This window comes from Paraburkholderia elongata (assembly GCF_013177735.1).
Classification (GTDB): Bacteria; Pseudomonadota; Gammaproteobacteria; order Burkholderiales; family Burkholderiaceae; genus Paraburkholderia; species Paraburkholderia elongata.
In genome coordinates, this window is sequence record NZ_WOEZ01000092.1 from 81,147 (window position 1) to 104,582 (window position 23,436).

Consider the following 23,436-nt stretch of genomic DNA (forward strand, 5'->3'; position numbering starts at 1 on the left):
TCGCTGGTCATGGTTGGTGAGTTGGCCCGATTCCACTGGCATGGCTGAAACCCGTTGGGGCGGACTCGGCCCGTATGAATGTCCGTGGTTGCGTTAACGCGCTTGGTCATCCTCTCGGCGCATCGGGACCAAATCGGATGATTACTGTGGTGCACGGCCTCCGTCGAAGGCGAGGCAGGTTCAGTTTTCAGGCGATGTGCGAGGAAGGTGGAGTTACCAATGTGACGTTCGTCGAGTGACTTTGATAGCTGATCGAAGCTGGTTCTACATAATTCGTATAACAAAGTAACTACTGAGATATTCGTTAATGCGTAGCATGAGAATTCGGCCATGGATACAGGTAAAAGAACTTTACGCTCGCAGGTTGATAAATGGCTTGCGCTTGCGCCTACGCAGGCAAGTCCATTGCGCGTCACAAGAATTGGGCGCACAACCAAGGGTGTGCGCTATGTGTGCGTCGAGGTAGCGCGGCTCGCTGGCCCTCTGACCATTGCTTTCTTTCACCACGAGGACGGCAACTGGTGTGTATTCCCGCCCGAGATCGGCCGGTACGTAAAGGGAAGATCGTAGGTGCGGATCGACAGGGTTTGCATACGCGCTTCGAGTTCATGCTTTGCGTTCATGGGTATGAACTCCACGAGGGTAGCGCACGAGGGTGTCAAATCATTAAACGTAGTTATAAGAAGCGAATTGACGGTCGTGCATTAGGCGAAAGGGCCAGGAAACGTTCTCCAAGCCATTTTTCGCCAGAAAATCAGATTTCATCTTACGGTAGACGCGAATAAATTTTGTTGTCGTTGATATACAAGGTTTTTTTTCTTCGAGATCTGATCATGTTCGACAAACGTTCGCCGACCCGGTCGCTGATCTAGCTGTTGGTTACGCCATGAATCGTATGAGCGACCAAATTGACTTTTACCCGCGTCGACGTGGCTTGATCGACGCATTGTATGCATGTCTGTGAGAGGCGACGCCGAACCTCTAACCACACGTGGCGACAGTCGGTGATGGCTGTACGTACCCGCTCGTCAGAGGTTTCTGTGCGTGGACGGTTTCATCGACTATCGCTCGGGTAACCTCAAGGCCGAAATCGCAGACGCATTTCCAGATGGGATTGATGTCAATTATGACGGTGTAGGTGGGCGCCCTGACCGAAACCGTGCTTGGGCTGATGAATTGCACCGGGATTATCGTGTTCTACAGGGCGGCCGCCACGCTATTTGCTGACAAACTGAACAGTGGCGGGGCACCCGCGACACCGCGTCAGGCGGTCGGAATTACAAAAGATATCGAAGTCATTCTTCGCGGACGCAACATCAAATCGGAGGCGTGGATTGTCGATGCGTTCTATCACGATCGCCAGCGGGCGGAAGACGATCGTTCCCGTCTGATAAATGAGGGAAGACTAAAACTCATTAGCGATGTGGTAGAGGTTTCGAGAATCTGCCGGGCGCCATAGTTGGAATGTATCGATCCGGGCACGCTGGGAAGCTGCAAGTAGAATCTTGCAAGTTGTGACGAATGGTTCAAGTGCCATCCAGATGTACCGACTTGTCTGCTACTCCGATTGATTGGGAGCGAGACTGACGATTCGTGAAGCGAAACGTTGGTCACCCGTAGTTTTCAACGGAGACAGGAGATGCGGGACACATTGATCATAGATGCCTGTCGTACGCCACGAGATTGGGAAGGTTGGTAAAGGGGACGCCGGGATCCAACAGCGACGGCATGACGCGGCGATTCTTGATGGGAACGGGGTCGCGCTATATTCAATCAGCAAGGCAGCGGTTGTAAGGATGACCGAGGCATTGGCTGTCGAATGGGCAAAGTTCGGTATTAACGTGAATGCCATTGCGCCTGGTATGTTTGAGTCGGAGATGATGGGTGAAATGCTGCAACGGGTCGGCGATGTGACAGATCGATTTCCGCGCCGTCGGATGGGCGACCCTTAGCAGCTTGACAGTACGCTGCTGTACTTCGTGTCGCCATCGTCTGATTTCGTTACCGGCACATTTTTGAAGGTTGACGACGGCCAGCATCCGCGTTGAGCGACGGCCGAGTATCTAGCCACAACTGTACTTAACCTGGGATGGATTCTATGTCGGAAAGTCGAAGCCCGTGGATCACGGATGATCTCGCGATCTTCCAGGACGCGATCCGAAAATTCATTGAACGCGAACTCGTACCAAATGAAGAGCGCTGGTGGAAGCAGCACCACGTCGATCGAGAAGCATGGCGCAAGGCCGGCGAGGTTGGCATGTTATGCGCAAGCATTCCCGAGGAATATGGGGGAGGCGGAGGAACGTTTGCTCATGAAGCGATTATCATGTTCGAGCAAGCGAAAGCGCTGGCGAGCAGCCTCGGTAACAGTGTGCATAGCGGCATCGTCGCGCACTATATCCTGAGGTACGGGACGGAAGCACAAAAGCAACGTTGGCTTCCCAAGATGGCCACGGGGGAGATGATCGGCGCCATCGCGATGTCGGAACCCGGCGCGGGGTCCGATTTGAAGTCGATCAAGACAAGGGCTGTCCGTGACGGAGATCACTACGTGATCAATGGCTCGAAAACGTTCATCTCAAACGGTCTGCACGCGGATCTTGTTTGCGTCGTCGCCAAAACGGATCCGGGGATGGGGGCAAAGGGTGTCTCAATTGTTGTCGTCGAGACCCAAGATCTACCGGGCTTCCGCCGAGGGCGCGTATTGGAGAAAATCGGCCTGAAGGGACAGGACACGACGGAACTGTTTTTCGACGATGTACGAGTTTCGACCGAGAACTTGCTGGGCACTGAAGAGGGCAAAGGTTTCTCCCAACTCATGGAGCAATTGCCGAAAGAGCGGATGATCATTGCCATAGCCGCATTGGCGGCAATGGAGCGGGCGCTTGAGGAAACCATCGCCTATGTGCGTCAGCGTAAGGTGTTTGGCGCGGAGCTTATCAGTTTGCAGAATACGCGCTTCAAGTTGGCGGAATGCAAGACGAATGCGACCGTTGCGCGTGCGTTTGTCGATAGCTGTATGGAAAAGGTGCTGCGTGGTGAACTCGATCCGGAGACGGCCGCCATGGCGAAATGGTGGTGCACCCAGAGAAGCTGCGAGATCATTGACGAGTGCCTGCAGCTGCATGGTGGATACGGTTACATGGCCGAGTATCCAATCGCGAAACTCTATGTCAACTCGCGAGTCGGAAAAATCTACGGTGGCTCGAATGAAATCATGAAAGAGTTGATCGCTCGGACGCTGTAGTACACCGCTTTGAATCAAGGTATGTCAGGTCCCTCGATGACTCGACGGGAGACGCAGCTTCGCTTCAAAATCGAAGTTGCGTTAAAGCGGTTCCGGACAAGCCGGCCGAATTTTTTTGCGATGTCGCGGCTTCGTACCAAGTCGTGACAGGCAAGATCGAGGCCTTTTGGAGGCTGGCGGCAACTGTGTGCCAGGCTACGGTCCGGTGACTTGGTGGTGGGAGAGTCATCCGCGTCGTCATCATGGGTCCTGTTGCAGTGGCCTTGCGAGACAGGGCCAGAGAATCTGTGACAACTTATGGGAGGAAAGTTTGAAGGTTCTGGTTTCGCTCAAGAGAGTGGTCGATTACAACGTGAAAGTTCGAGTGAAATCGGACGGCACGGGCGTCGACATCGCGAACGTGAAGATGTCGATGAATCCGTTCGACGAAATCGCGGTTGAAGAAGCCGTTCGTCTGCGCGAAGCGGGCGTGGCGACTGAAGTGATCGCCGTGTCGGCCGGTGTGACGCAAGCGCAGGAAACGCTGCGCACGGCGCTGGCAATCGGCGCGGACCGCGCGATCCAGATCGAGTCGGGCGAAGAACTGCAGCCGCTGGCGGTCGCCAAGCTGCTCAAGGCGCTGGTCGACAAGGAACAGCCGCAACTGGTCATCCTCGGCAAGCAGGCCATCGACGACGATTCTAACCAGACCGGCCAGATGCTGGCTGCACTGGCGAACCTGCCGCAAGCTACCTTCGCGTCGAAGGTTGTCGTGGCGGACGGCAGGGCTACGGTTTCGCGTGAAGTGGACGGCGGTGCTGAAACGCTGTCGCTGACGCTGCCCGCTGTGATCACGACCGATCTGCGCCTGAACGAGCCGCGCTACGTGACGCTGCCCAACATCATGAAGGCGAAGAAGAAGCCGCTGGAAGTCATCAAGCCGGAAGACCTCGGTGTTGATGTGACGCCGCGCCTGAAGACGCTGAAAGTCGTTGAGCCGCCGAAGCGCTCCGCCGGTGTGATGGTGCCGGATGTGAAGACGCTGGTCGAGAAGCTGAAGACCGAAGCCAAGGTGCTGTGAGGAGACGGACGAAATGACGAATCTGGTAATTGCGGAACACGATAACGCGTCGATCAAGGCCGCGACGCTGAATACGATTGCAGCCGCGCAAAAGATTGGTGGCGATATCCACGTGCTGGTCGCCGGCCACAACGCACAGGCTGCGGCGGATGCGGCAGCGAAGATCGCAGGCGTGTCGAAGGTGCTACTCGCCGACGCGCCGCAACTCGAAGCGGGTCTCGCGGAAAACGTCGAAGCGACGGTGCTGACGCTTGTGCAAGACCCGGCGAAGAATTACACGCACATCCTCGCGTCGGCGACCGCTTCGGGTAAGAACATCACGCCGCGTATCGCGGCGAAGCTCGACGTCGCACAGATCAGCGACATCACGGCCGTGGATTCGGCCGACACGTTCGAGCGCCCGATCTACGCGGGCAACGCCATCGCAACGGTGCAATCGGCTGACCCGATCAAGGTCATCACGGTGCGCACGACCGGTTTCGACGCAGTCGCGGCCGAAGGTGGCAGTGCAACGGTCGAGAAGATCGAAGCCGCAGCCGACAGCGGCCTGTCGCAATTCGTGAGCCGCGAAGTGACGAAGCTGGACCGTCCGGAACTCACCTCGGCGAAGATCATCGTCTCGGGTGGCCGGGGTCTCGGCAACGGCGAGAACTACACCAAGATTCTGGAACCGCTGGCTGACAAGCTGAACGCAGCGCTCGGCGCATCGCGCGCCGCAGTCGATGCGGGCTTCGTGCCGAATGACTACCAGGTCGGCCAGACCGGCAAGATCGTCGCGCCGCAACTGTACGTGGCAGTCGGCATCTCGGGTGCGATCCAGCATCTGGCCGGCATGAAGGACTCGAAGGTGATCGTCGCCATCAACAAGGACCCGGAAGCGCCGATTTTCAGCGTCGCCGATTACGGTCTGGTGGGTGATCTGTTCACGCTCGTGCCGGAACTCGTTAGCGAGCTGGGCTAAGCGCCACAGCGCCGGTTAAAAAGGCGTCTGGCAGCACACAAAAGGGCGCGGGATCTATCAAGTCCGGCGCCCTTTTTTTATCGAAAGGCAGGAGGAGAACTGAAATGAGCTATACGGCGCCCATCAAGGACATGCTGTTCGTGATGAAAGAACTGGCCGGTCTCGAAGACATCGCGACGCTGCCGGGCTTCGAAGACGCGAACCTCGAAACGGCTCAGGCCGTGCTCGAAGAGTCGGCAAAACTGTGCGGCGAAGTGTTGGCGCCGCTGAATGTTGAAGGCGATCGCAATCCGAGTAGCTGGAAAGATGGTGTGGTCACCGCAACGCCGGGTTTCAAGGAGGCGTTCCGCCAGTTCGTCGAAGGCGGCTGGCAAGGAGTGCAACATCCGACCGACTACGAAGGCCAGGGCCTGCCGAAGCTGATCGCCACGCCGTGCATCGAAATGCTCAACGCGTCGAACCTGTCGTTCGCTCTGTGCCCGCTTCTGACTGACGGCGCAATCGAAGCGCTGCTGACCGCCGGCACCGAAGCACAAAAACAAACCTACGTGCCCAAGCTGATTTCCGGCGAATGGACCGGCACGATGAATCTGACCGAGCCGCAGGCCGGCTCCGACCTTGCGCTGGTGCGCACGCGCGCCGAGCCGCAAGGTGACGGTTCGTTCAAGCTGTTCGGCACCAAGATTTTCATCACGTGGGGCGAGCACGACATGGCGAAGAACATCGCCCATCTCGTGCTGGCGCGCACGCCGAGTGCACCGGAAGGTGTGAAGGGCATCTCGCTCTTCATCGTGCCGAAGTTTCTCGTCAACGAAGACGGTTCGCTCGGTGAGCGCAACGACGTGCATTGCGTGTCGATCGAGCACAAGCTCGGCATCAAGGCGAGCCCGACCGCGGTGCTGCAATTCGGCGATCACGGCGGCGCGATCGGTCATCTGATCGGCGAAGAAAATCGCGGCCTCGAGTACATGTTCATCATGATGAACGCGGCGCGTTTCGCCGTGGGCATGCAGGGCGTCGGCGTGTCGGATCGCGCGTATCAGAAGGCTGTGGCGTACGCGAAGGATCGCGTGCAAAGCCGGCCCGTGGATGGTTCCGCGAAGCAGTCCGTGGCGATCATCCAGCACCCGGACGTGCGCCGCATGCTCGCCACGATGCGTGGTCTCACGGAAGCATCGCGCGCGTTGGCGTATGTCGCCGCGGCGCATTGCGATATCGCGCATCGTCACCCCGACGAAGCAAAGCGCGCTGAACATCAGGCGATCTACGAATACCTCGTGCCGATCGTGAAGGGCTGGAGCACGGAACTGTCGATCGACGTGACGAGCCTCGGTGTGCAGGTGCACGGTGGCATGGGCTTCATCGAAGAAACCGGCGCCGCGCAGTATTACCGTGACGCGCGCATTCTGCCGATCTACGAAGGGACGACCGCGATTCAGGCCAACGACCTGATTGGCCGCAAGACCGTGCGCGACGGCGGCAAGGTGGCGAAGTCGCTGCTGGCCGATGTAGCAGAAACGATCGAGGCGCTCGGCACGCAACAAGGCGCCGCGTTCGAATCGATGAAGAAGTATCTGGCGCAGGGTCATCGCTCGCTGAGCGTGGCGGTCGATTTTGTTGTCGCCAACACGAAAAGCGACCCGAACGCGGTGTTCGCCGGCAGCGTGCCGTATCTGAAGCTCGCGGGTATCGTGCTGGGCGGCTGGCAGATGGCGCGTGCGTTGCTCGTGGCGGCTGAGAAACGCGCCGAGGATCCGTCGTTCTACGGCGCGAAGATCGCGACCGCGCAGTTCTATGCTGAGCATGTGCTGCCGCTGGCTTCGGCGTTGGAAGCGTCGATTGTCAGCGCGAAGGGTGGGGAGAGTGTGCTGACGTTGTCGGAAGATCAGTTCTGATGTTGCACGTCCCTCGAGCCAGGTAGCGAAGGCTCGTGCGTAAAAAGACAAACGGCGCCTTGTGAGGCGCCGTTTGTCTTTGTCAGGCCGGTCTGTCAGTGATGACGAACCGGCTTAACCGCTCGCGAAGCGTTAAAACGTTAGATCTTACGCATAAGCACCTTAGGCATAAGCCGGGCGATGCGCACCGCCGGTCTCGCCGAGATAGCGATGCACCGACAGATCGTCCGCCTTGATCGCCGGTTGCTTGCCCGACATCACGTCGGCCAGCAGTTGGCCCGAGCCGCACGACATCGTCCAGCCCAGCGTGCCGTGACCCGTGTTCAGGAACAGGTTCGGCACCGGCGTGCGGCCGACGATCGGCGTGCCATCCGGCGTCATCGGACGCAGGCCGGTCCAGAAGGTGGCCTTCGACGTGTCGCCGCCGCCCGGGAATAGATCGTTCACGCACAGTTCCAGCGTTTCGCGGCGCGCCTGGCGCAACGATTTGTCGAAGCCGACGATCTCTGCCATGCCGCCGACGCGAATCCGGTCGTCGAAGCGTGTGATCGCGATTTTGTATGTCTCGTCGAGCACGGTCGAAATCGGCGCGGATGCTTCGTTGACGATCGGCGCGGTGATCGAATATCCCTTGAGCGGGTAGACCGGAATCTTCACGAGGCCGGACAGGAATTTGGTCGAATACGAACCGAGCGCCACGACGAACGAGTCCGCGCGCACCAGTTCATCGCCGCATTGCACGCCGGCGATGCGGTCGCCCGCCATGGCGAGGGCGTCGATCGGCGTGTTGTAGCGGAACTTGACGCCCAGTTGCTCGGCCAGCGCGGCGAGGCGCGTGGTGAACATCTGGCAATCGCCGGTTTCGTCGCCCGGCAGGCGCAGACCGCCCGTCAGCTTGTGCGAGACCGCAGCGAGCGCCGGTTCGGCTTTTGCGAGCTCGGCCGGCGACAGCAGTTCATACGGCACGTTGGCGTCCCGCAGCACGGCGATGTCTTTCGCGGCGCCGTCGAACTGCTGTTGCGTGCGGAATACCTGCAGCGTGCCGCCGGTGCGGCCTTCGTACTGGATGCCGGTTTCGGCGCGCAGCGCTTGCAAACAATCGCGGCTGTATTCGGCGAGGCGGACCATGCGGCCCTTGTTCACCGCATAACGCGACGACGTGCAGTTCTGCAGCATCTGCCACATCCATTGCAACTGGAATTGCGTGCCGTCGAGGCGGATCGCCAGCGGCGCATGCTTCTGGAACATCCACTTGACGGCCTTCAGCGGCACGCCCGGCGCCGCCCATGGCGACGCGTAGCCCGGCGAGATCTGGCCGGCATTGGCAAAGCTCGTTTCGAGCGCCGGACCCGCCTCGCGATCGATCACCGTGACTTCGTGACCGGCACGCGCCAGATAATAAGCGCTCGTCACCCCGACGACGCCACTGCCCAAAACGACGACTCGCATAGCTGCTCCAGAGAAAGGTCTGAGGGCGGTGCGCTCGTCGATTCGTTGGAATTCATTCGATTAACGAGGTGTAACGCGGATCGCCCAGTGTTAACCGCTATACTATTAACAGTCAGGTAGGTTTTGTTATTGTATTTTCAAGATTTTCAGCAAAAACACTATGCGTACACAGCGCCAACCGGTCCGGTCCCTCGACAAACTCGATCACAAGATCTTGCGGCTCCTGCAACAGGACGGCCGGATGGCGATGAAAGACCTCGCCGAACAGGTCGGGCTGTCGGTCACGCCTTGCATCGAGCGCGTCAAGCGGATGGAGCGCGACGGCGTGATCACCGGCTATCACGCACGTGTGAACCCGGCTGAGCTGGGCGCGGCGCTGCTGGTGTTCGTCGAGATCACGCTCGATCACAAAAGCGGCAACATGTTCGACCAGTTCCGCCGCGAGGTGCAGAAGATCCCCGAGGTGCTGGAGTGTCACCTTGTGTCGGGCGACTTCGACTATCTGATCAAGGCTCGCATCGGCGAAATGGCCGACTACCGCAAACTGCTGGGGGACATCCTGCTGCAACTGCCCGGCGCGGTGCAGTCGAAGAGCTACGTGGTGATGGAAGAGATCAAGGAAACGCTGACGATCGCTGTTGGCGATTAGCTCGCGCGGCAAGCGCGTAGCTGGGCTCGACAAACGGTGTAAACACTGTATATTCATACAGGTGTTTTGCGCCTTTTTTTGTTTTTTGCGTGCTCCAGCCGTGACCGATTCCGACATCCACTCCGCTAACGAATTTCCGATCGCTCCGCCCGCGCCTCGCAAGGGGCGCGGCGCGGTGACGAACCTGCAAGGCCGTTACGAAGTCGATCAACGCGAAGTGGTGGACGACGGCTGGCTTTCGTCGCCGGAGGAGGACGGCGAGCCCAAGGTCTTACGCACCCAGGTTTTCGAAGAGCGGGCAAAGACCATTCTCACGCGCAACGCGTCGCCGGATATTCCATTCGGCGTGTCGCTGAACCCGTATCGGGGCTGCGAGCATGGCTGTATCTACTGCTTCGCGCGGCCTACACATAGTTATCTGGGGCTGTCGCCCGGTCTCGACTTCGAAAGCCGCATCTACGCGAAGATCAACGCGCCGGAATTGCTCGAGCGCGAGTTGTCGAAGAAGTCCTATGTGCCCGAGCCGATCGCGCTGGGCGTCAATACCGACGCCTGGCAGCCCGCCGAGCGCGATTTGCGGCTTACGCGGCGGGTGATCGAAGTGCTCAGCGAGCGGGGCCATCCATTCGCGGCGATCACCAAATCGTCGCTAATCGAGCGCGATCTCGATCTGCTCGCGCCCATGGCGGCGCGCGGGCAGTTCATGGCGGCCATCACGATCACCACGCTGGATGCTGATATCGCGCGCACGCTTGAGCCGCGTGCGGCCACGCCGTCGCGTCGATTGCGCACGATCCGTACGTTGAGCGAGGCGGGCATTCCCGTTGGCGTGAGCATCGCGCCGGTGATTCCATTCATCACCGAGCCGGACATGGAGCGCGTGCTGGAAGCCTGCGCAGAGGCCGGCGCATGCAATGCGAGCTACATCGTGCTGCGCTTGCCGTGGGAAGTCGCACCGCTCTTCAAGGATTGGCTCGCGGCGCATTTTCCCGATCGTGCCGACCGGGTGATGAGTCGCGTGCGCGACATGCGGGGCGGGAAAGACTACGACTCAAACTTCTCCACTCGAATGAAGGGAGAAGGATTGTGGGCGGATCTGCTAAAGCAACGCTTCCACAAGGCCGTGCGCCGGCTCGGGTTAAACCGGCGCGATCGCGGCATTCTGGATATGTCGCACTTTCGCCGGGCCGAGCCGGTGCGTGCTGAACCGCCGCCACGCAACGATCCGCAGTTGGACCTTTTTTAGCTTGGCGCGCGGAAGCTCATTGCGACAGCGCTTTGGCGGCCTGGACCTGACCTTCGAAGTAAGTCTGGAACGAGATCGCGAGGCCCGTCATCAGCAGGAACGCGCCGATCAGCAGCGAAAAGATCACGATGAAAATGACGGTCCAGCCGGAGCGGCTTTTGCGCTGGGTTTGCGGGTTGAACTGCGCGTCCCATTTTTCATCCGGACGCAGGCCGTAGACGATCGCGGCCAGAAAGGCGGAGAGCAGCGAAACGGCGCCGAAAAATGCGAGCACCCAACCGAGCATCGAGGCCCGCTCGCTTGCCACCACCAGCATGGCGCCCGGAATCCCGATCAGCGTCCCGAGCAGATGAGCCCAGCCGTAAATGTCGCGCATGCCGTACAGATAGAAACGGTGGGCGCCGAGGCTGCCGAAGAAGAAGGCCAGCGCGGCGGTAATCGTCTTGGATCTGAAATGCGAGGAAGTCGAAGCAAGGGTGGACATGTAGGCGAGAGCAGAGTGACAGGCGGTCGAAAGGAGCGGGGCGCCGGTGGGCACGGACCGACGCGCATTCTACGCCCGCCAGATGGCGCCGGTCACGTGGCATACGAACGCATGGATGCCGTGGCTGCTTGTGGCCGTCGCGGGTCTGACAGCACGGGCGACCTTTGCGCGCAGTTGCGCGGAGGCCTCGGCTAAGGCGTTGAGTAGGTCACGCGGTAGACGGCGCCGGCGTAGTCGTCGCTGATCAGGAGCGAACCGTCAGGCATCGGTTGCACGTCGACTGGGCGGCCCCATACGGCTTCGCCCGGTTGGAGCCAGCCAACGGCGAAGACTTCCTGATGCGCGTTGCTGCCGTCAGGGTTGGTGATCACCCGCACGACGCGGTAGCCGACCTTCTTGCTGCGATTCCACGATCCGTGTTCGGCGATAAAAATATTGTCTCGATAGGCGGCCGGAAACATCGAGCCGCTGTAAAAGCGCATGCCGAGCGAGGCGACGTGCGCGCCGAGTTTGACAACCGGCGGCGTGAAGGCGCTGCACGGATGGTCTTTGCCGAATTCGGGGTCGGGCGTGTCGCCGCCATGACAGTACGGAAAACCGAAGTCCATGCCGACGCGCGGCGCGTGGTTGAGCTTGTCGTCCGGTACGTCGTCGCCCATCATGTCGCGGCCGTTGTCGGTGAACCACAGCTCATGCGTCACCGGGTGCCAAGCGAAGCCGACCGTGTTGCGAACGCCGCGCGCCACGACTTCATAATGGCTGCCGTCCGGGTCCATCCGACCGATCAGCCCAAAGCGGTCGCGGTCTTTCAGGCAGACGTTGCAAGGCGCGCCTTGTGGTACGTACAGCTTGCCATCCGGGCCGAAAGCGATGAATTTCCAGCCGTGATGAGTTTCTGTAGGCAATGTATCGGTGACGACGGCCGGCTTGGGCGGGTCGTTCAGATGGGCGTCGATCGCGTCGAAGCGTAGAATTTTCGACACTGCGGACACATACAGCGCGCCATCCCGCCATGCCGCGCCCGCCGGCGTTTCCAATCCGGAGGCGATCACGTGGCGAGCCGTGACGCGCCCGTTCTGCAATTCGAGCGCGTAGACGTGGCCGTCAAGGCTGCCTATATAAAGAATGCCTTTCGGCGAGAGCGCCATGCCCCGCGCGCTGGGCACCGCGTCCGACAGGACCTCGATATGGAAGCCCGGCGGCAGTTTGATGCGCTCGACCGGCAGCGCGGCCAGCGCCGGCAGGGTAGTGGCGGCGAGCAACAACGTTGCGCCAGCTCGCAGGGCCTGAACGCGGACGGCGCTCGAAAAGCCTGCAAGCAGCGAAAAGCCGACAACCCGCCGAAAGACGGCGAACGAAACGACAAAAAACGCAGGTGGCAGCAGGAGTTTCACGGGCACTCCGTCAGGTAATTCGGGCGTTTCGGCGTGGTCCGGGCCCCCCGCCTGTATGGCTGGCGCAACCCGGTCGCTCAGTTTATCTCGGTAAGTGTTTGTTATGGCGTTGGTTTCCCGCTATAATCGCGTGTTTCAGTCGTTCCGCACCCCGGTTTTCAAGGATTCTAATATGGTCATCATCCGCTTGGCTCGTGGCGGCTCCAAGAAGCGCCCGTTCTACAACATCGTCGCAACCGATTCGCGTAACCGTCGTGACGGCCGCTTCATCGAGCGCGTTGGCTTCTACAACCCGGTCGCTACGAAGGGTGAGTCGCTGCGTATTGCTCAAGACCGCCTGACGTACTGGCAAGGCGTTGGCGCACAACTGTCGCCGACCGTCGAGCGTCTCGTGAAAGAAGCGCAAAAGGCGCAGCCGGCTGCTTAATGGTAGCTGGCACGCGTATCGTCGTCGGTTCGGCCGGCGGCTCGCGCAGCTTGCGTGAGCAATCCGATGCGCGAGTTTTGCTGAAGCAGACGTCGAAGTTGGCAGCGAGGTTCTCTTCGAGGTGTTCTTATGTCTGAGCGTGATTCCGGCGGTTCAGGTCGCGCGAAGGCAAAAGTGACAGCCCCGCGCGCGAAGACGTCTGGTCAGACGCCGTTCGGTGCATTCGTCCGCAAACCGGTCGAAGCAGCCGAAGGCAAGGCGAAAGCCAAAGTTGCAAACGCCGGTTCCAGCGCGGCAGAAATGCGAGTGGAAACGGTGGAAAGCTGGCCGGCCGATGCGGTCGAGGTCGGTGCAATCGTCGACGCTTACGGCCTCAAAGGCTGGGTCAAGGTAGCCGCGCACGCGGATGCCGGGCACGGTGGAGACGCGTTGCTAAGCGCGAAGCGCTGGTGGTTGCTGAAAGGCCACGAGCGCAAGTCGGCGCCGTCACTACAGGCAAAAACGCATAGCGACAGCATCGTTGCCCATCTGGGCGGCGTAACTGACCGCGATGTGGCACTGGCACTGCGCGGCACGCGCGTTTATATCAGCCGCAGCGAATTTCCGGCCCTAGAGGCCGATGAATTCTACTGGGTCGACCTGCTCGGCCTGGATGTGGTGAACATTGCCGGGGTCCATCTCGGCAAGGTTGCAGACATGATCGACAACGGTGCGCACTCGGTGTTGCGCATCGAATACCCGGATACCGACAAAAGCGGTAAGCCGGTCACCGGCGAGCGCTTGATCCCGTTCGTCGGCGTCTTTGTCAAAACGGTGGATCAGGCGGCGAAGCAGATCATCGTCGACTGGGAAGCCGATTACTAAATAATTCGCTGACTGGAGAGAGCGATGCAGTTCGATGTCGTAACGCTCTTTCCTGACATGTTTCGTGCGCTGACCGACTGGGGTATCACCAGCCGTGCGGCAAAGCAGGAGCGCTACGGGTTGCGTACGTGGAATCCACGCGATTTCACCACAGACAACTATCGCACAATCGACGATCGCCCCTACGGCGGCGGCCCCGGCATGGTCATGCTGGCCAAGCCCCTCGAAGACGCGATCGGCGCGGCGAAAGCGGCGCAGGCGGAGCAGGGCATCGGCGCATCGCGCGTCGTGATGATGTCGCCGCAAGGCGCCACGCTGAATCACGATCGTGTCATGCAGTTCGCGGCCGAACCGGGTCTGATCCTGTTGTGCGGGCGCTATGAAGCGATCGATCAGCGTCTGCTCGACCGTGTCGTCGACGAAGAAGTCAGTCTCGGCGACTTCGTGCTGTCCGGCGGCGAATTGCCGGCCATGGCGTTGATGGATGCGGTGGTGCGCCAGTTGCCCGGCGTGCTGAACGATTCGCAATCGGCGGTGCAGGACAGTTTCGTCGACGTGCTGCTGGATTGTCCGCATTACACGCGTCCGGAGGAATACAACGGCGTGCGTGTGCCGGATGTGCTGCTCGGCGGCCATCATGCGGAAATCGAAGCGTGGCGTCGGCGTGAGGCCTTGCGCAATACGTTGAACAAGCGGCCCGATCTGATCGTGAAGGCCAGAAAGAACAAGATGTTGAGCCGTGCCGACGAGGCATGGCTTACGAGTCTCGCGAAGGAAGCGTCGAAGGCGTAAAGCCTCGGTCTTTCGAGCGGACATAGGCGGCGCCGCACATGCGTGTACGGCGCCAGATGTGAACCCATCCTCTATCGGGGCCGTAGCCAAGCGCAACAGGTAAAGCCAGCGCGAGGCAGGTACGAACGTCGACAAGATGGACTTAGGAGTCAGTGATGAATCTGATTGCAAAACTCGAGCAGGAAGAAATCGCGCGCGCCCTCGGCGAGAAGACCATCCCCGAATTCGCCCCCGGCGATACGGTGATCGTCAGCGTGAACGTGGTTGAAGGTACGCGTAAGCGTGTTCAGGCTTACGAAGGCGTCGTGATCGCCAAGCGTAACCGTGGTCTGAATTCGTCGTTCATCGTCCGCAAGATTTCGTCGGGCGAAGGCGTCGAGCGTACGTTCCAGACGTACTCGCCGCTGCTGGCAAGCATCGTCGTGAAGCGTCGTGGCGATGTGCGTCGTGCGAAGCTGTACTACTTGCGCGACCGTTCGGGCAAGTCGGCTCGAATCAAGGAAAAGCTGGTCGCGAAGAAAGACCGCGCTGCTCCGGAAGCGTAAAAGCTGTAAGAAAAAGCACCCCTCGCGGGTGCTTTTTTGTTTGCCAGGTCAAAATAGCGGTATGTTCCCTATCCGCTCATTCCGAGAGACCCGTTGATCCGCCCCGCCTTTGAGCCTGAAACTCTGCCTGTCGAAGCGACGGGTGCCGATCTGCCACCGGTGGTTGCCGGGCGCCTGACGCCTGATGGTCTGCGTGCGCGTTTCGAGCAGCGTCTTAGCTGGACGCCTGAGCCGATTATCGAAGCGCCTTGGCGCGATAAGCACGTCGATCCGCGCGTTGCCGCCGTGCTGGTGCCACTGGTCGTGCGCGACAACGGCCTCACCGTGCTGCTAACCCAACGTGCCGACCATCTGAACGACCACGCCGGCCAGGTGAGCTTTCCCGGCGGCCGTCACGAACCGTTCGACGCCGATGCGACCGCCACGGCCCTGCGCGAGGCGCAGGAAGAAGTCGGTCTCGATCCGTCGCGCGTTGAAATTCTCGGCGCGTTGCCCGACTATCTGACGGGCACCGGGTTTCGCGTGACGCCCGTGATCGGTCTCGTGCATCCTCCATTCACGTTGAAAGCGGACGCATTCGAAGTAGCCGAAGTCTTCGAAGTGCCGCTCGCTTATCTGATGGACCCCGCGCATCACGAGGAGCGCGTGTTTCGTTACGAAGGCGGCGAGCGCCGTTTCTTCGCCATGCCCTATCCGCGGGCCGCGTCGGCGAAAGCTGAAGATCGCGAGAGCCAGGTGGGCGGCCATTATTTCATCTGGGGCGCGACGGCTGCGATGCTGCGCAACTTCTATCGCTTTCTCGCGGCGTAAGCTACGTCGGTCCGTGCAGTTGTTGGATGTTTGTCAACGTCTGCGCTCAGTGGCATCCGACCCTGTGCTATCGTTATAAAACAATCGTAAAAACTCAAAAAGCACGGCGCACCGCATGACTTTTTTCTCCGTATTGCTGGCTCTGATCATTGAACAGGTACGCGCGCTGTCGCCGAACAATCCGGTGTCCGCGTTGCTTCAATACCATGCGGAGTCGGCGGCGCACGGATTCGATGCCGGCAAGCCCAAGCATGGCCTGCTCGCGTGGCTCGTGGTGGTGGTGCCGTGGACGCTGGTCGTCGCGCTCGTCTACTACGTGCTTTATCACATTCACTTTGCGCTGGCCTTCCTGTGGAACGTCGCGGTGCTGTACTTCACGCTCGGCTTCCGTCAGTTCAGCCATTACTTCACCGACATCCATCTCGCGTTGAATAACGACGATGTGCCGCGCGCGCGTGAAATTCTGAATGAATGGACCGGGCTCGATACCGTGGATATGCCCGTCAGCGAGATCGTGCGTCACACGCTGATTCATGCGGTGGTCGCCTCGCATCGGCATGTGTTCGGCGTGTTTTTCTGGTTCCTGATTCCGGTCGGGCCGGCGGGCGCGGTGTTGTATCGGATCGCCGAGTATCTGGCGCGTACGTGGGCACGGCCGGTCGACGATCGCACCGCGGCGTTTTCGAGTTTCGCGCAGCGCGCTTTCTTCGTGATCGACTGGGTGCCGGCGCGGCTCACAGCGCTGGGCTTTGCGATCGTCGGTAATTTCGAAGACGCGATTTATGCATGGCGCAATCATGCGCGTCAGTGGCCGGATGCGAACGACGGCGTGTTGCTGGCTGCGGGCAGTGGGGCGCTCGGTGCGCGTCTGAGTGGGCCGCTAGCCGAACCGTCGAGCCTCGACGCGCTGGCTACCGGCGACGGCGGCCCGATGCAGGTCGGCGACGACTGCACGCCGCGCACGCTGCAATCGGCGGTAGGTCTCGTGTGGCGCGCGGTGGTGCTGTGGATGATCTTGCTGCTGATGCTGACGATTGCGGTGTGGCTCGCTTGACGACACGACGTTGACGCATCGCGAAAAAAAAACCGGACATCGTCCGGTTTTTTTATTACCCACGCCGCAGCGGCGTTTACCCATCACGCGGATCCCGTGCCGTCCCGCACTGCCAACACACCGTGAACTGCGCCTCGAGCGTCTCCCCGCACTGGCGGCATCGCCACGAAGGCGAGCCTGCCGCCGGTCCATGCGAAGCCACATCGATCAGGTGCCGCGCCATCACCTCGTCGCGTTCATCGACGAGCCATAGCTCCGGCGCGCACTGATCCGCCGGAATATCGCCGAGCGCGCCGTTCAGATAACGGTTATGCAACTCGCAAGCGATGCCCGCCGTCTCCAGCACATTGATCCAATGCTGTCCGATGATCAGATTCGGCGCGCGCATCAATTTCATCGTGAGTCCATCGGTTGATAGCGACGCGCGTTAGCGCACGATCTGGCTGGCTTCGTGCACCAGTTGCGCATACAGGGTGTGCCGTTCGCGCCGGATCCCGCCATCGGCGACCGCTTCGAGAATCGCGCAGCCCGGCTCCTGCAAGTGATGGCAGTTGTAGAACCGGCAGTTCGGCAGGAGCGGCCGGAACTCGGGAAACGCGCGTTCGAGCCGGCCCTCGGTCAGGTGATGCAGACCGAATTCCTGGAAGCCCGGCGAATCGATCAACGCACCGCCGTCGCCGCCGGGCAAAGGGTAGAGCCGCGTGAACGTCGTGGTATGCCGCCCGCTGTTCAGCGCGGTCGAGATCTCACGTGTGGCGACTTCGGCATCCGGAATCAGTAGATTCACCAGTGTCGATTTGCCCATGCCCGACTGGCCGAGCAGCAGCGTCGAGTGACCGTGCAGATGCTCGATCAAAGCGGCACGCGCGGCGTCGGGCTGCATTTTGATCGACACTTCGACCACGGTGTAGCCGAGCGCGCGATACGATTCGAGCCGTTTGCGCGCACCCTCTAGCGCGCCGGTGACGTCGATCTTGTTCAGCACGATCAACGGCTTCAGCTCGTTCGCCTCGGCGGCGACTAGCGCGCGGCCGAGCAGGTCTTCGCTGAAGTGCGGCTCGGTCGCGAGCACGATCAGCAACTGATCGAGATTCGCGGCAAACAGCTTCGACTTGTACTGATCCGAGCGATACAGCAGATTGCGCCGTTCGCCGATCTCGACGATCACGCCCTGATCCGCCGAGGTCGGCTCGTAAATCACGCGATCGCCAACGGCCACTTCGCTGCGCTTGCCGCGCGGGAAGCACTGGAGCATCGGGCTGCCGTCTTCCGGCGCGACCAGGTAGTGGCGCCCATGAGCGGCAATCACGAGCCCGCCTACGCGCGTGCTGGACGGCGCGCGCGGCGCTTTCGGGGAGCGGGCGCTCATGCGTGCCGCAGCAGGCGGTCGATCCGCTGCGACGCCGGCGGATGCGAGTAATAGAACGCGGTGTAGAGCGGATCGGGCGTCAGGGTCGACGCGTTGTCCTCATACAGCTTGACGAGCGCGTTGACGAGGTCTTGCGCATCGGTTTGCGTGGCGGCGAACGCGTCGGCTTCGAACTCGTGCTTGCGCGAGCTGAGGCTGCCGAGCGGCGTGACAAAGAACAGGAACACCGGCAACGCGAGGAAGAACAGCACCAGCGCGAGACCACTATTGCCGCCAATTAGCGACGGCCGCACGCCCAGTCCCTCATAGAACCACACGCATTGCGTAAGCCAGCCGAGCAGGGCGAGCATCACGAGGCTGAGCGCGAAGGTAACGAGCATCCGCTTGATCACGTGACGGCGCTTGAAGTGGCCGAGTTCGTGCGCGAGCACCGCTTCGATCTCGTTGCCCGACAGGCGTGCGAGCAGCGTGTCGAAGAACACGATCCGCTTGGCCGCGCCGAAGCCGGTGAAATAGGCGTTGCCATGTGCCGAACGGCGGCTGCCGTCCATCACGAACAGGCCCTTCGCGGCGAAACCGCAGCGCTGCATCAGCGCCTCGATACGGCTTTTCAGGGCTTCGTCCTTGAGCGGCTCGAACTTGTTGAAGAGCGGCGCGATAAAGGTCGGATACAGCACCAGCACGAGCATCTGGAACGCGACCCAGACGATCCACGTCCACAGCCACCACAAGCTGCCGGCCTGGTTCATCAGCCACAGCACAACGAACAGCAGCGGCAGGCCGAACGCGGCGCCGAGCAGCACGCCCTTGAGACGGTCGAGGAAGAAAATACCCTTGCTCATCCGGTTGAAGCCGAAGCGTTGCTCGACCACGAACTGCCGATAGTACTCGAACGGCAGATCGATCACGCCGGTGATCGCGATCACCGCCGCGACCAGTGCGATCTGGCCGGCGTAGCCGCGGCCGAGCCAATCGGAGATCGCCAGATCGAGCGCCTGCACGCCGCCGAGCAGCGTCAGGCCGATCAGAACGGCCGCGCCGACGACGACCTCAATCATCGTCAGCCGTGTGCGTTCGACGGTGTAGTCCGCGGCGCGCTGGTGCGCGGTGAGCGCAATGGTGCCGGCAAACTGGCTCGGCACCTTCTCGCGATGGCCAGCGACGAAGCGGATCTGCCGCGACGCGAGCCACAGTTTGGTGCCGACCATCGCCACGACGGCGACGACGAACAGAACGGTGAAGTACAGGGTAGGCATCCAGGGATTCCGTGGTATCTATGCGAGAATTATATGTTTCTTCCCGCCTGGGGGCGGGGGGATAAGCTCAAACCCGGCCCAAGCCGGCCCAAGCCGGCTCAAACCAATCTCATACGAACAATTGCCGCGGCAAGCCTGCTTCCGGAGAAGCCGTCTGCCCGGCCATCAGGGTTGCCTTCATGACTGACATCCTCGCATCCACCGAACAGCCGCCGCTCGTGCGCAGCGACATGAATCTCGTCTGGCTGGACATGGAAATGACCGGGCTCGAACCGGACACCGACCGCATCATCGAAATCGCGGTGGTGGTGACGAATTCGACGCTCGACCGGTTGGTCGAAGGCCCGGTGCTGGCGATTCATCAGAGCGACGAGACGCTCGCCAAAATGGATCAGTGGAACCAGAACACACATGGCCGCTCAGGCCTGATCGACCGCGTGAAGGCGTCGACGGTGAGCGAAACCGACGCTACCGAACAGATTCGCGACTTTCTTGGCGCTTATGTGCCGCCGGGCAAATCGCCGATGTGCGGCAATTCGATCTGCCAGGACCGCCGCTTCATGGCGCGCTGGATGCCGGATCTGGAACGCTTCTTCCATTACCGCAATCTCGACGTCAGCACGCTGAAGGAACTGTGCCGCCGCTGGCAGCCGGCGATCTACAAGGGTTTCCAAAAACGCGCGATGCACACGGCGTTGGCCGACATCCACGAATCGATCGACGAGCTGAAGTATTACCGCGAGCACTTCCTGATTCCGGCGGCCTCGCAGGTGCCGGAAACGCCCTCCGCGGAATAACCCGTCAGTTGCCGTTTCAGTTTCAACCCTGCCGAGGCGCGCGCTGCGCGTTCTTCGGCCGGAACGCCTTCACCACGTCGGCGTTCGTCTCCACATACGGGCCGCCGATCAGGTCGATGCAATAGGGCACCGCGGCGAAAATGCCCGGCACCTTCACGGCGCCGCCCGCTTCGGCGTCACGTAAGCCTTCCAGCGTTTCCTTGATCGACTTCGGCTGGCCGGGCAGATTGACGATCAGCGCCGCGTGTTCCGCGGTTTCGCGGATCACCGCCACCTGGCGCGACAGAATCGCGGTCGGCACGAAATTCAGGCTGATCTGACGCATCTGTTCGCCGAAACCCGGCATTTCCTTCGTCGCGACCGCCAGGGTCGCTTCCGGCGTCACGTCGCGACGCGACGGCCCGGTGCCGCCGGTGGTCAGCACCAGATCACAGCCCACTTCGTCGACCAGTTCGATCAGCGTCGCGGAGATCGTGGGTGCGTCGTCCTGAATCAGGCGCGTGACCACTTGAAAAGGCGAGGTCAGGGCAGCGCCGAGCCATTCCTGCAGTGCCGGAATGCCCTTGTCCTCATACACACCGGTGGACGCGCGGTCGCTGATCGACACGAGGCCGATCACGATTTCATCCGGATGATTGCGCGTTGGCTTATGCGTCGCGGTCGTCATCGTCGTCTTCCAGGCCTTCTTCAGCATCGGAATCGGTCTCGGCAGACGGGCCGTCGGCGTTTTTGATCCACTGGAACAGCTCGCGGAAGTAGCGCGGCGGCTTGCTTTGCTGCGCTTCCTTGCGGGCGTTGCGGATAAGCGTGCGGCCCTGCTGCGGATCGGCGTTCGGGTGCTGGCGGATGAATTCGGTCAGCGCGGCGTCGTCGGCGAGCAGTTTCTCGCGGGTGCGCTCGATCCAGTGCAGCTTGGCCGTTTCCGCCTTGTTGACGCCGTTATAGGTGTCGAGCGCGGTGCGCAGCGCGGCGGTTTCCTCGTCCAGTAGCGAGCGCATCACGCGCCCGACGTACTGCACCTGGCGGCGCTTGCCTTCGTGATCGGTGATGCGGCGCGCTTCGCGCACGGCGTCGTCGAGCTTTTCGGGCATCGGCATGCGCTTGAGCGCGTCTTTCGGCAGGGCGATCAGCGCCGAGCCCAGTTCCTGCAGCTCGTGCATTTCGCGCTTGAGCTGGGACTTGCTGGGACGGTCGTAGCCGTTCTCGTCGACTTCCGGCTCGGCGGATTCGATGGGTTGAATGCGGGTTTTGCGTGTCATACCGATATTGTAGCGTGCCGCGCCCGCTGAACCCGCCGTGCTGCTGTGCACAAGACTTCGCGCGCGCGGTTTTGGGGATCGCGGCAAACCCGGCAAGCCAGGGCAAAGCCGGACAACGCCGAGGCAAAGCCGGGCCAACGCCGAGGCAAAGCCGGGCCAACGCCGAGGCGAAGCCAGGCTCAGCGAATGCCAGGTACAGCTTCGCGTACCTTGCTATGATCGCGGGATGCGTGACTACGCAAATGAGCATGCAAATGAGCACGCAAATGCCGCGCGTAAAATGCGAGCGCATGTGCGTGGCATGGGCGAACACACAGGGCCGCTCGGCCCCGAACAGGACGGCAACGACAATGGCAGCAGACATGGACGTCAAGCAGCGCTTTTTTCCGCATACCCAGGATGAACTGAAGGAAATCGCCTCGGACATCCTTCGTCACGCGAAGTCGCTCGGCGGTACCGACGCGGCGACCGAGATCTCCGAAGGCGACGGCCTGTCCGTCTCCGTGCGGCGCGGCGAAGTCGAGACGATCGAACACAACCGCGACAAAATGGTCGGCGTGACGGTGTTCATCGGCAACAAGCGCGGCAACGCGAGCACCTCGGACTTTTCGTCGCAGGCTTTGAAAGACACGGTTGCGGCGGCGTACAACATCGCCCGCTTCACGGCTGAAGACGACTGCGCGGGTTTGGCTGAAGCCGATCTGCTCGAAACCGCGCCGCGCGATCTCGATCTGTATCACCCGTGGAATCTTTCCGCAGACGAAGCGGTGGAAATCGCCCGCCGCTCGGAAGACGCCGCTTTCGCAACCGATCCGCAGATCAAGAACTCGGAAGGCGCGAGCGTCTCGGCGCAGCACTCGCAATTCGTGCTTGCCACCTCGCGCGGCTTCCTCGCCGGTTATCCGTATTCGCGCCACTACATCGCCTGCGCTCCGATCGCCGGCAGCGGCCGCAACATGCAGCGCGACGACTGGTACACGTCGACCCGCAGCGCGGCAGACCTCGCCGATCCGGAAGCGGTCGGCCGTTACGCGGCGCAACGGGCGCTGTCGCGCATCGGCGCGCGCGGGCTCGACACGCGCAAGGTGCCGGTGCTGTTTGAAGCGCCGCTCGCCGCCGGCATTCTCGGCGCGTTCGTGCAGGCAACCAGCGGCGGCGCGCTGTACCGCAAGACCTCGTTCCTCGTCGATAGCCTCGGCAAGCCGGTGTTCGCGCCGCACGTCCAGGTGGTCGAAGATCCGCACGTTGCGCGTGCAATGGGCAGCGCACCGTTCGACGAAGAAGGCGTGCGCACCAAACAGCGTTCGGTGGTGAAGGACGGCGTGGTGGAAGGCTACTTCCTGTCCACCTACTCGGCGCGCAAGCTCGGCATGCAAACCACTGGCAACGCCGGCGGCTCGCACAATCTGTCGCTGCGCAGCTCGAAGACGCGCCCGGAAGACGATTTCGAGGAAATGCTGAAGAAGCTCGGCACGGGCCTGTTGCTGACCGAACTGATGGGGCAGGGCGTGAACTACGTGACGGGCGACTATTCGCGCGGCGCGTCGGGCTTCTGGGTCGAGAACGGCAAGATCCAGTACCCGGTCGAGGAGATCACCGTGGCGAGCACGTTGCAGGAGATGTTCCGCCATATCGTCGCGATCGGCGCGGATACGATCACGCGCGGCACCAAGGAAACGGGCTCGGTGCTGATCGAACGGATGACGATCGCGGGGCAGTAAGCGGGTCGGTTTAGCCGGCGGCGGTTTGGCTTAGTCCCAATACTGTTAACAAAGTCGAATTTGTGTTAACTTTCAAGCGCCTGCAACGACAAGAAGAGCTTGAAGATGGCAAGAACGGAAGCAACGCTGCCCGGTGGTGCGAGGCTCGCGGACTATC

General features: G+C 61.1%; 26 protein-coding genes. 17 read left to right on the forward strand and 9 right to left on the reverse strand.

The features are described from left to right. Positions 1–44 precede the first annotated feature (44 nt). The gene (locus GNZ13_RS18160) at positions 45–239 is read left to right on the forward strand and encodes a hypothetical protein (RefSeq protein WP_268959166.1); all 195 of its coding nucleotides are present in this window, start codon (positions 45–47) and stop codon (positions 237–239) included. A 261-nt stretch (positions 240–500) separates the two neighbouring features. On the opposite strand, the gene GNZ13_RS53835 is transcribed toward GNZ13_RS18160, so the two are convergent. Then, complete coding sequence (locus GNZ13_RS53835; protein ID WP_328807249.1) at positions 501–623, reverse strand: hypothetical protein; 123 nt, start codon at positions 621–623, stop codon at positions 501–503. Between the two features lie 515 nt (positions 624–1,138). Between GNZ13_RS53835 and GNZ13_RS18165 the strand changes: the two genes are divergently transcribed. From GNZ13_RS18165 to GNZ13_RS18190, 6 genes are all read left to right on the forward strand, one after another. Then, positions 1,139–1,459, forward strand: coding sequence for a hypothetical protein (locus GNZ13_RS18165; protein ID WP_172166838.1), 321 nt, complete (start codon positions 1,139–1,141; stop codon positions 1,457–1,459). Positions 1,460–1,661: 202 nt separating this feature from the next. Next, positions 1,662–1,952, forward strand: coding sequence for an SDR family NAD(P)-dependent oxidoreductase (locus GNZ13_RS53495; protein ID WP_216674907.1), 291 nt, complete (start codon positions 1,662–1,664; stop codon positions 1,950–1,952). 146 nt (positions 1,953–2,098) lie between these two features. Continuing rightward, positions 2,099–3,247 (forward strand): acyl-CoA dehydrogenase family protein, encoded by a 1,149-nt coding sequence (locus GNZ13_RS18175; RefSeq protein ID WP_172166831.1) that lies wholly within the window; start codon positions 2,099–2,101, stop codon positions 3,245–3,247. Between the two features lie 310 nt (positions 3,248–3,557). Beyond that, positions 3,558–4,307, forward strand: a complete 750-nt coding sequence (locus GNZ13_RS18180) for an electron transfer flavoprotein subunit beta/FixA family protein (RefSeq protein WP_172166840.1) — start codon at positions 3,558–3,560, stop codon at positions 4,305–4,307. A 13-nt stretch (positions 4,308–4,320) separates the two neighbouring features. Continuing rightward, the gene (locus GNZ13_RS18185; RefSeq protein WP_172166841.1) at positions 4,321–5,268 is read left to right on the forward strand and encodes an electron transfer flavoprotein subunit alpha/FixB family protein; all 948 of its coding nucleotides are present in this window, start codon (positions 4,321–4,323) and stop codon (positions 5,266–5,268) included. A 104-nt stretch (positions 5,269–5,372) separates the two neighbouring features. After that, entirely contained in the window at positions 5,373–7,163 is a 1,791-nt protein-coding gene (locus tag GNZ13_RS18190; protein WP_172166843.1) for an acyl-CoA dehydrogenase, read from the forward strand. A gap of 162 nt (positions 7,164–7,325) precedes the next feature. Here the strand turns inward: GNZ13_RS18190 and GNZ13_RS18195 are convergent, their stop codons facing one another. Continuing rightward, positions 7,326–8,612, reverse strand: coding sequence for a D-amino acid dehydrogenase (locus tag GNZ13_RS18195; RefSeq protein WP_172166845.1), 1,287 nt, complete (start codon positions 8,610–8,612; stop codon positions 7,326–7,328). Between the two features lie 160 nt (positions 8,613–8,772). Here GNZ13_RS18195 and GNZ13_RS18200 point away from each other — a divergent pair, with 160 nt between their 5' ends. Together GNZ13_RS18200 and GNZ13_RS18205 are read left to right on the forward strand one after the other, a co-directional pair. Then, the gene (locus GNZ13_RS18200) at positions 8,773–9,261 is read left to right on the forward strand and encodes an Lrp/AsnC ligand binding domain-containing protein (RefSeq protein WP_035547518.1); all 489 of its coding nucleotides are present in this window, start codon (positions 8,773–8,775) and stop codon (positions 9,259–9,261) included. Between the two features lie 100 nt (positions 9,262–9,361). After that, on the forward strand, positions 9,362–10,507 hold the full coding sequence (locus GNZ13_RS18205) for a PA0069 family radical SAM protein (protein ID WP_172166846.1): 1,146 nt from the start codon (positions 9,362–9,364) through the stop codon (positions 10,505–10,507). Between the two features lie 16 nt (positions 10,508–10,523). On the opposite strand, the gene GNZ13_RS18210 is transcribed toward GNZ13_RS18205, so the two are convergent. Then, the gene (locus GNZ13_RS18210) at positions 10,524–10,991 is read right to left on the reverse strand and encodes an NINE protein (RefSeq protein ID WP_172166848.1); all 468 of its coding nucleotides are present in this window, start codon (positions 10,989–10,991) and stop codon (positions 10,524–10,526) included. Between the two features lie 191 nt (positions 10,992–11,182). Next, positions 11,183–12,391 (reverse strand): PQQ-dependent sugar dehydrogenase, encoded by a 1,209-nt coding sequence (locus tag GNZ13_RS18215; RefSeq protein WP_172166850.1) that lies wholly within the window; start codon positions 12,389–12,391, stop codon positions 11,183–11,185. A gap of 166 nt (positions 12,392–12,557) precedes the next feature. On the opposite strand from GNZ13_RS18215, the gene rpsP reads away from it, so the two are divergent. The 6 genes from rpsP (at position 12,558) to GNZ13_RS18245 (ending at position 16,877) form a co-directional block, all read left to right on the forward strand. Continuing rightward, entirely contained in the window at positions 12,558–12,812 is a 255-nt protein-coding gene (gene rpsP, locus GNZ13_RS18220; protein WP_006050280.1) for a 30S ribosomal protein S16, read from the forward strand. Positions 12,813–12,941: 129 nt separating this feature from the next. Beyond that, a complete protein-coding gene (gene rimM / locus GNZ13_RS18225; protein WP_172166852.1) occupies positions 12,942–13,676 on the forward strand; it encodes a ribosome maturation factor RimM in 735 nt (244 codons plus the stop codon). 24 nt (positions 13,677–13,700) lie between these two features. After that, on the forward strand, positions 13,701–14,468 hold the full coding sequence (gene trmD / locus GNZ13_RS18230) for a tRNA (guanosine(37)-N1)-methyltransferase TrmD (RefSeq protein ID WP_169485657.1): 768 nt from the start codon (positions 13,701–13,703) through the stop codon (positions 14,466–14,468). Between the two features lie 155 nt (positions 14,469–14,623). Further along, positions 14,624–15,013 carry a 50S ribosomal protein L19 gene (rplS, locus tag GNZ13_RS18235; RefSeq protein ID WP_007180916.1) on the forward strand — a complete coding sequence of 130 codons (390 nt, stop codon included), beginning with the start codon at positions 14,624–14,626 and terminating at the stop codon, positions 15,011–15,013. A gap of 93 nt (positions 15,014–15,106) precedes the next feature. Next, positions 15,107–15,823 carry a CoA pyrophosphatase gene (locus GNZ13_RS18240; protein WP_172166854.1) on the forward strand — a complete coding sequence of 239 codons (717 nt, stop codon included), beginning with the start codon at positions 15,107–15,109 and terminating at the stop codon, positions 15,821–15,823. 115 nt (positions 15,824–15,938) lie between these two features. Then, positions 15,939–16,877, forward strand: coding sequence for a CobD/CbiB family protein (locus GNZ13_RS18245; RefSeq protein WP_172166855.1), 939 nt, complete (start codon positions 15,939–15,941; stop codon positions 16,875–16,877). A gap of 76 nt (positions 16,878–16,953) precedes the next feature. Here the strand turns inward: GNZ13_RS18245 and GNZ13_RS18250 are convergent, their stop codons facing one another. The 3 genes from GNZ13_RS18250 to GNZ13_RS18260 are packed head-to-tail and all read right to left on the reverse strand — an operon-like array spanning position 16,954 to position 19,502. After that, on the reverse strand, positions 16,954–17,274 hold the full coding sequence (locus GNZ13_RS18250) for a putative signal transducing protein (protein WP_172166857.1): 321 nt from the start codon (positions 17,272–17,274) through the stop codon (positions 16,954–16,956). Positions 17,275–17,304: 30 nt separating this feature from the next. After that, the gene (gene rsgA, locus GNZ13_RS18255) at positions 17,305–18,246 is read right to left on the reverse strand and encodes a ribosome small subunit-dependent GTPase A (protein WP_172166859.1); all 942 of its coding nucleotides are present in this window, start codon (positions 18,244–18,246) and stop codon (positions 17,305–17,307) included. Then, on the reverse strand, positions 18,243–19,502 hold the full coding sequence (locus GNZ13_RS18260; RefSeq protein ID WP_172166861.1) for a M48 family metallopeptidase: 1,260 nt from the start codon (positions 19,500–19,502) through the stop codon (positions 18,243–18,245). Before GNZ13_RS18260 ends, rsgA begins: the two co-directional genes overlap by 4 nt. Before the next feature lie 179 nt (positions 19,503–19,681). Here GNZ13_RS18260 and orn point away from each other — a divergent pair, with 179 nt between their 5' ends. Beyond that, a complete protein-coding gene (orn, locus tag GNZ13_RS18265; RefSeq protein ID WP_172166863.1) occupies positions 19,682–20,299 on the forward strand; it encodes an oligoribonuclease in 618 nt (205 codons plus the stop codon). A gap of 22 nt (positions 20,300–20,321) precedes the next feature. On the opposite strand, the gene mog is transcribed toward orn, so the two are convergent. Continuing rightward, positions 20,322–20,966, reverse strand: coding sequence for a molybdopterin adenylyltransferase (mog, locus tag GNZ13_RS18270; RefSeq protein ID WP_172166865.1), 645 nt, complete (start codon positions 20,964–20,966; stop codon positions 20,322–20,324). Beyond that, the gene (gene yjgA / locus GNZ13_RS18275) at positions 20,947–21,558 is read right to left on the reverse strand and encodes a ribosome biogenesis factor YjgA (RefSeq protein ID WP_172166867.1); all 612 of its coding nucleotides are present in this window, start codon (positions 21,556–21,558) and stop codon (positions 20,947–20,949) included. The genes mog and yjgA overlap by 20 nt, the downstream gene beginning before the upstream one ends. Before the next feature lie 350 nt (positions 21,559–21,908). Here yjgA and pmbA point away from each other — a divergent pair, with 350 nt between their 5' ends. Beyond that, positions 21,909–23,279, forward strand: a complete 1,371-nt coding sequence (pmbA, locus tag GNZ13_RS18280; protein ID WP_169485666.1) for a metalloprotease PmbA — start codon at positions 21,909–21,911, stop codon at positions 23,277–23,279. The last annotated feature ends 157 nt before the right edge of the window (positions 23,280–23,436 follow it).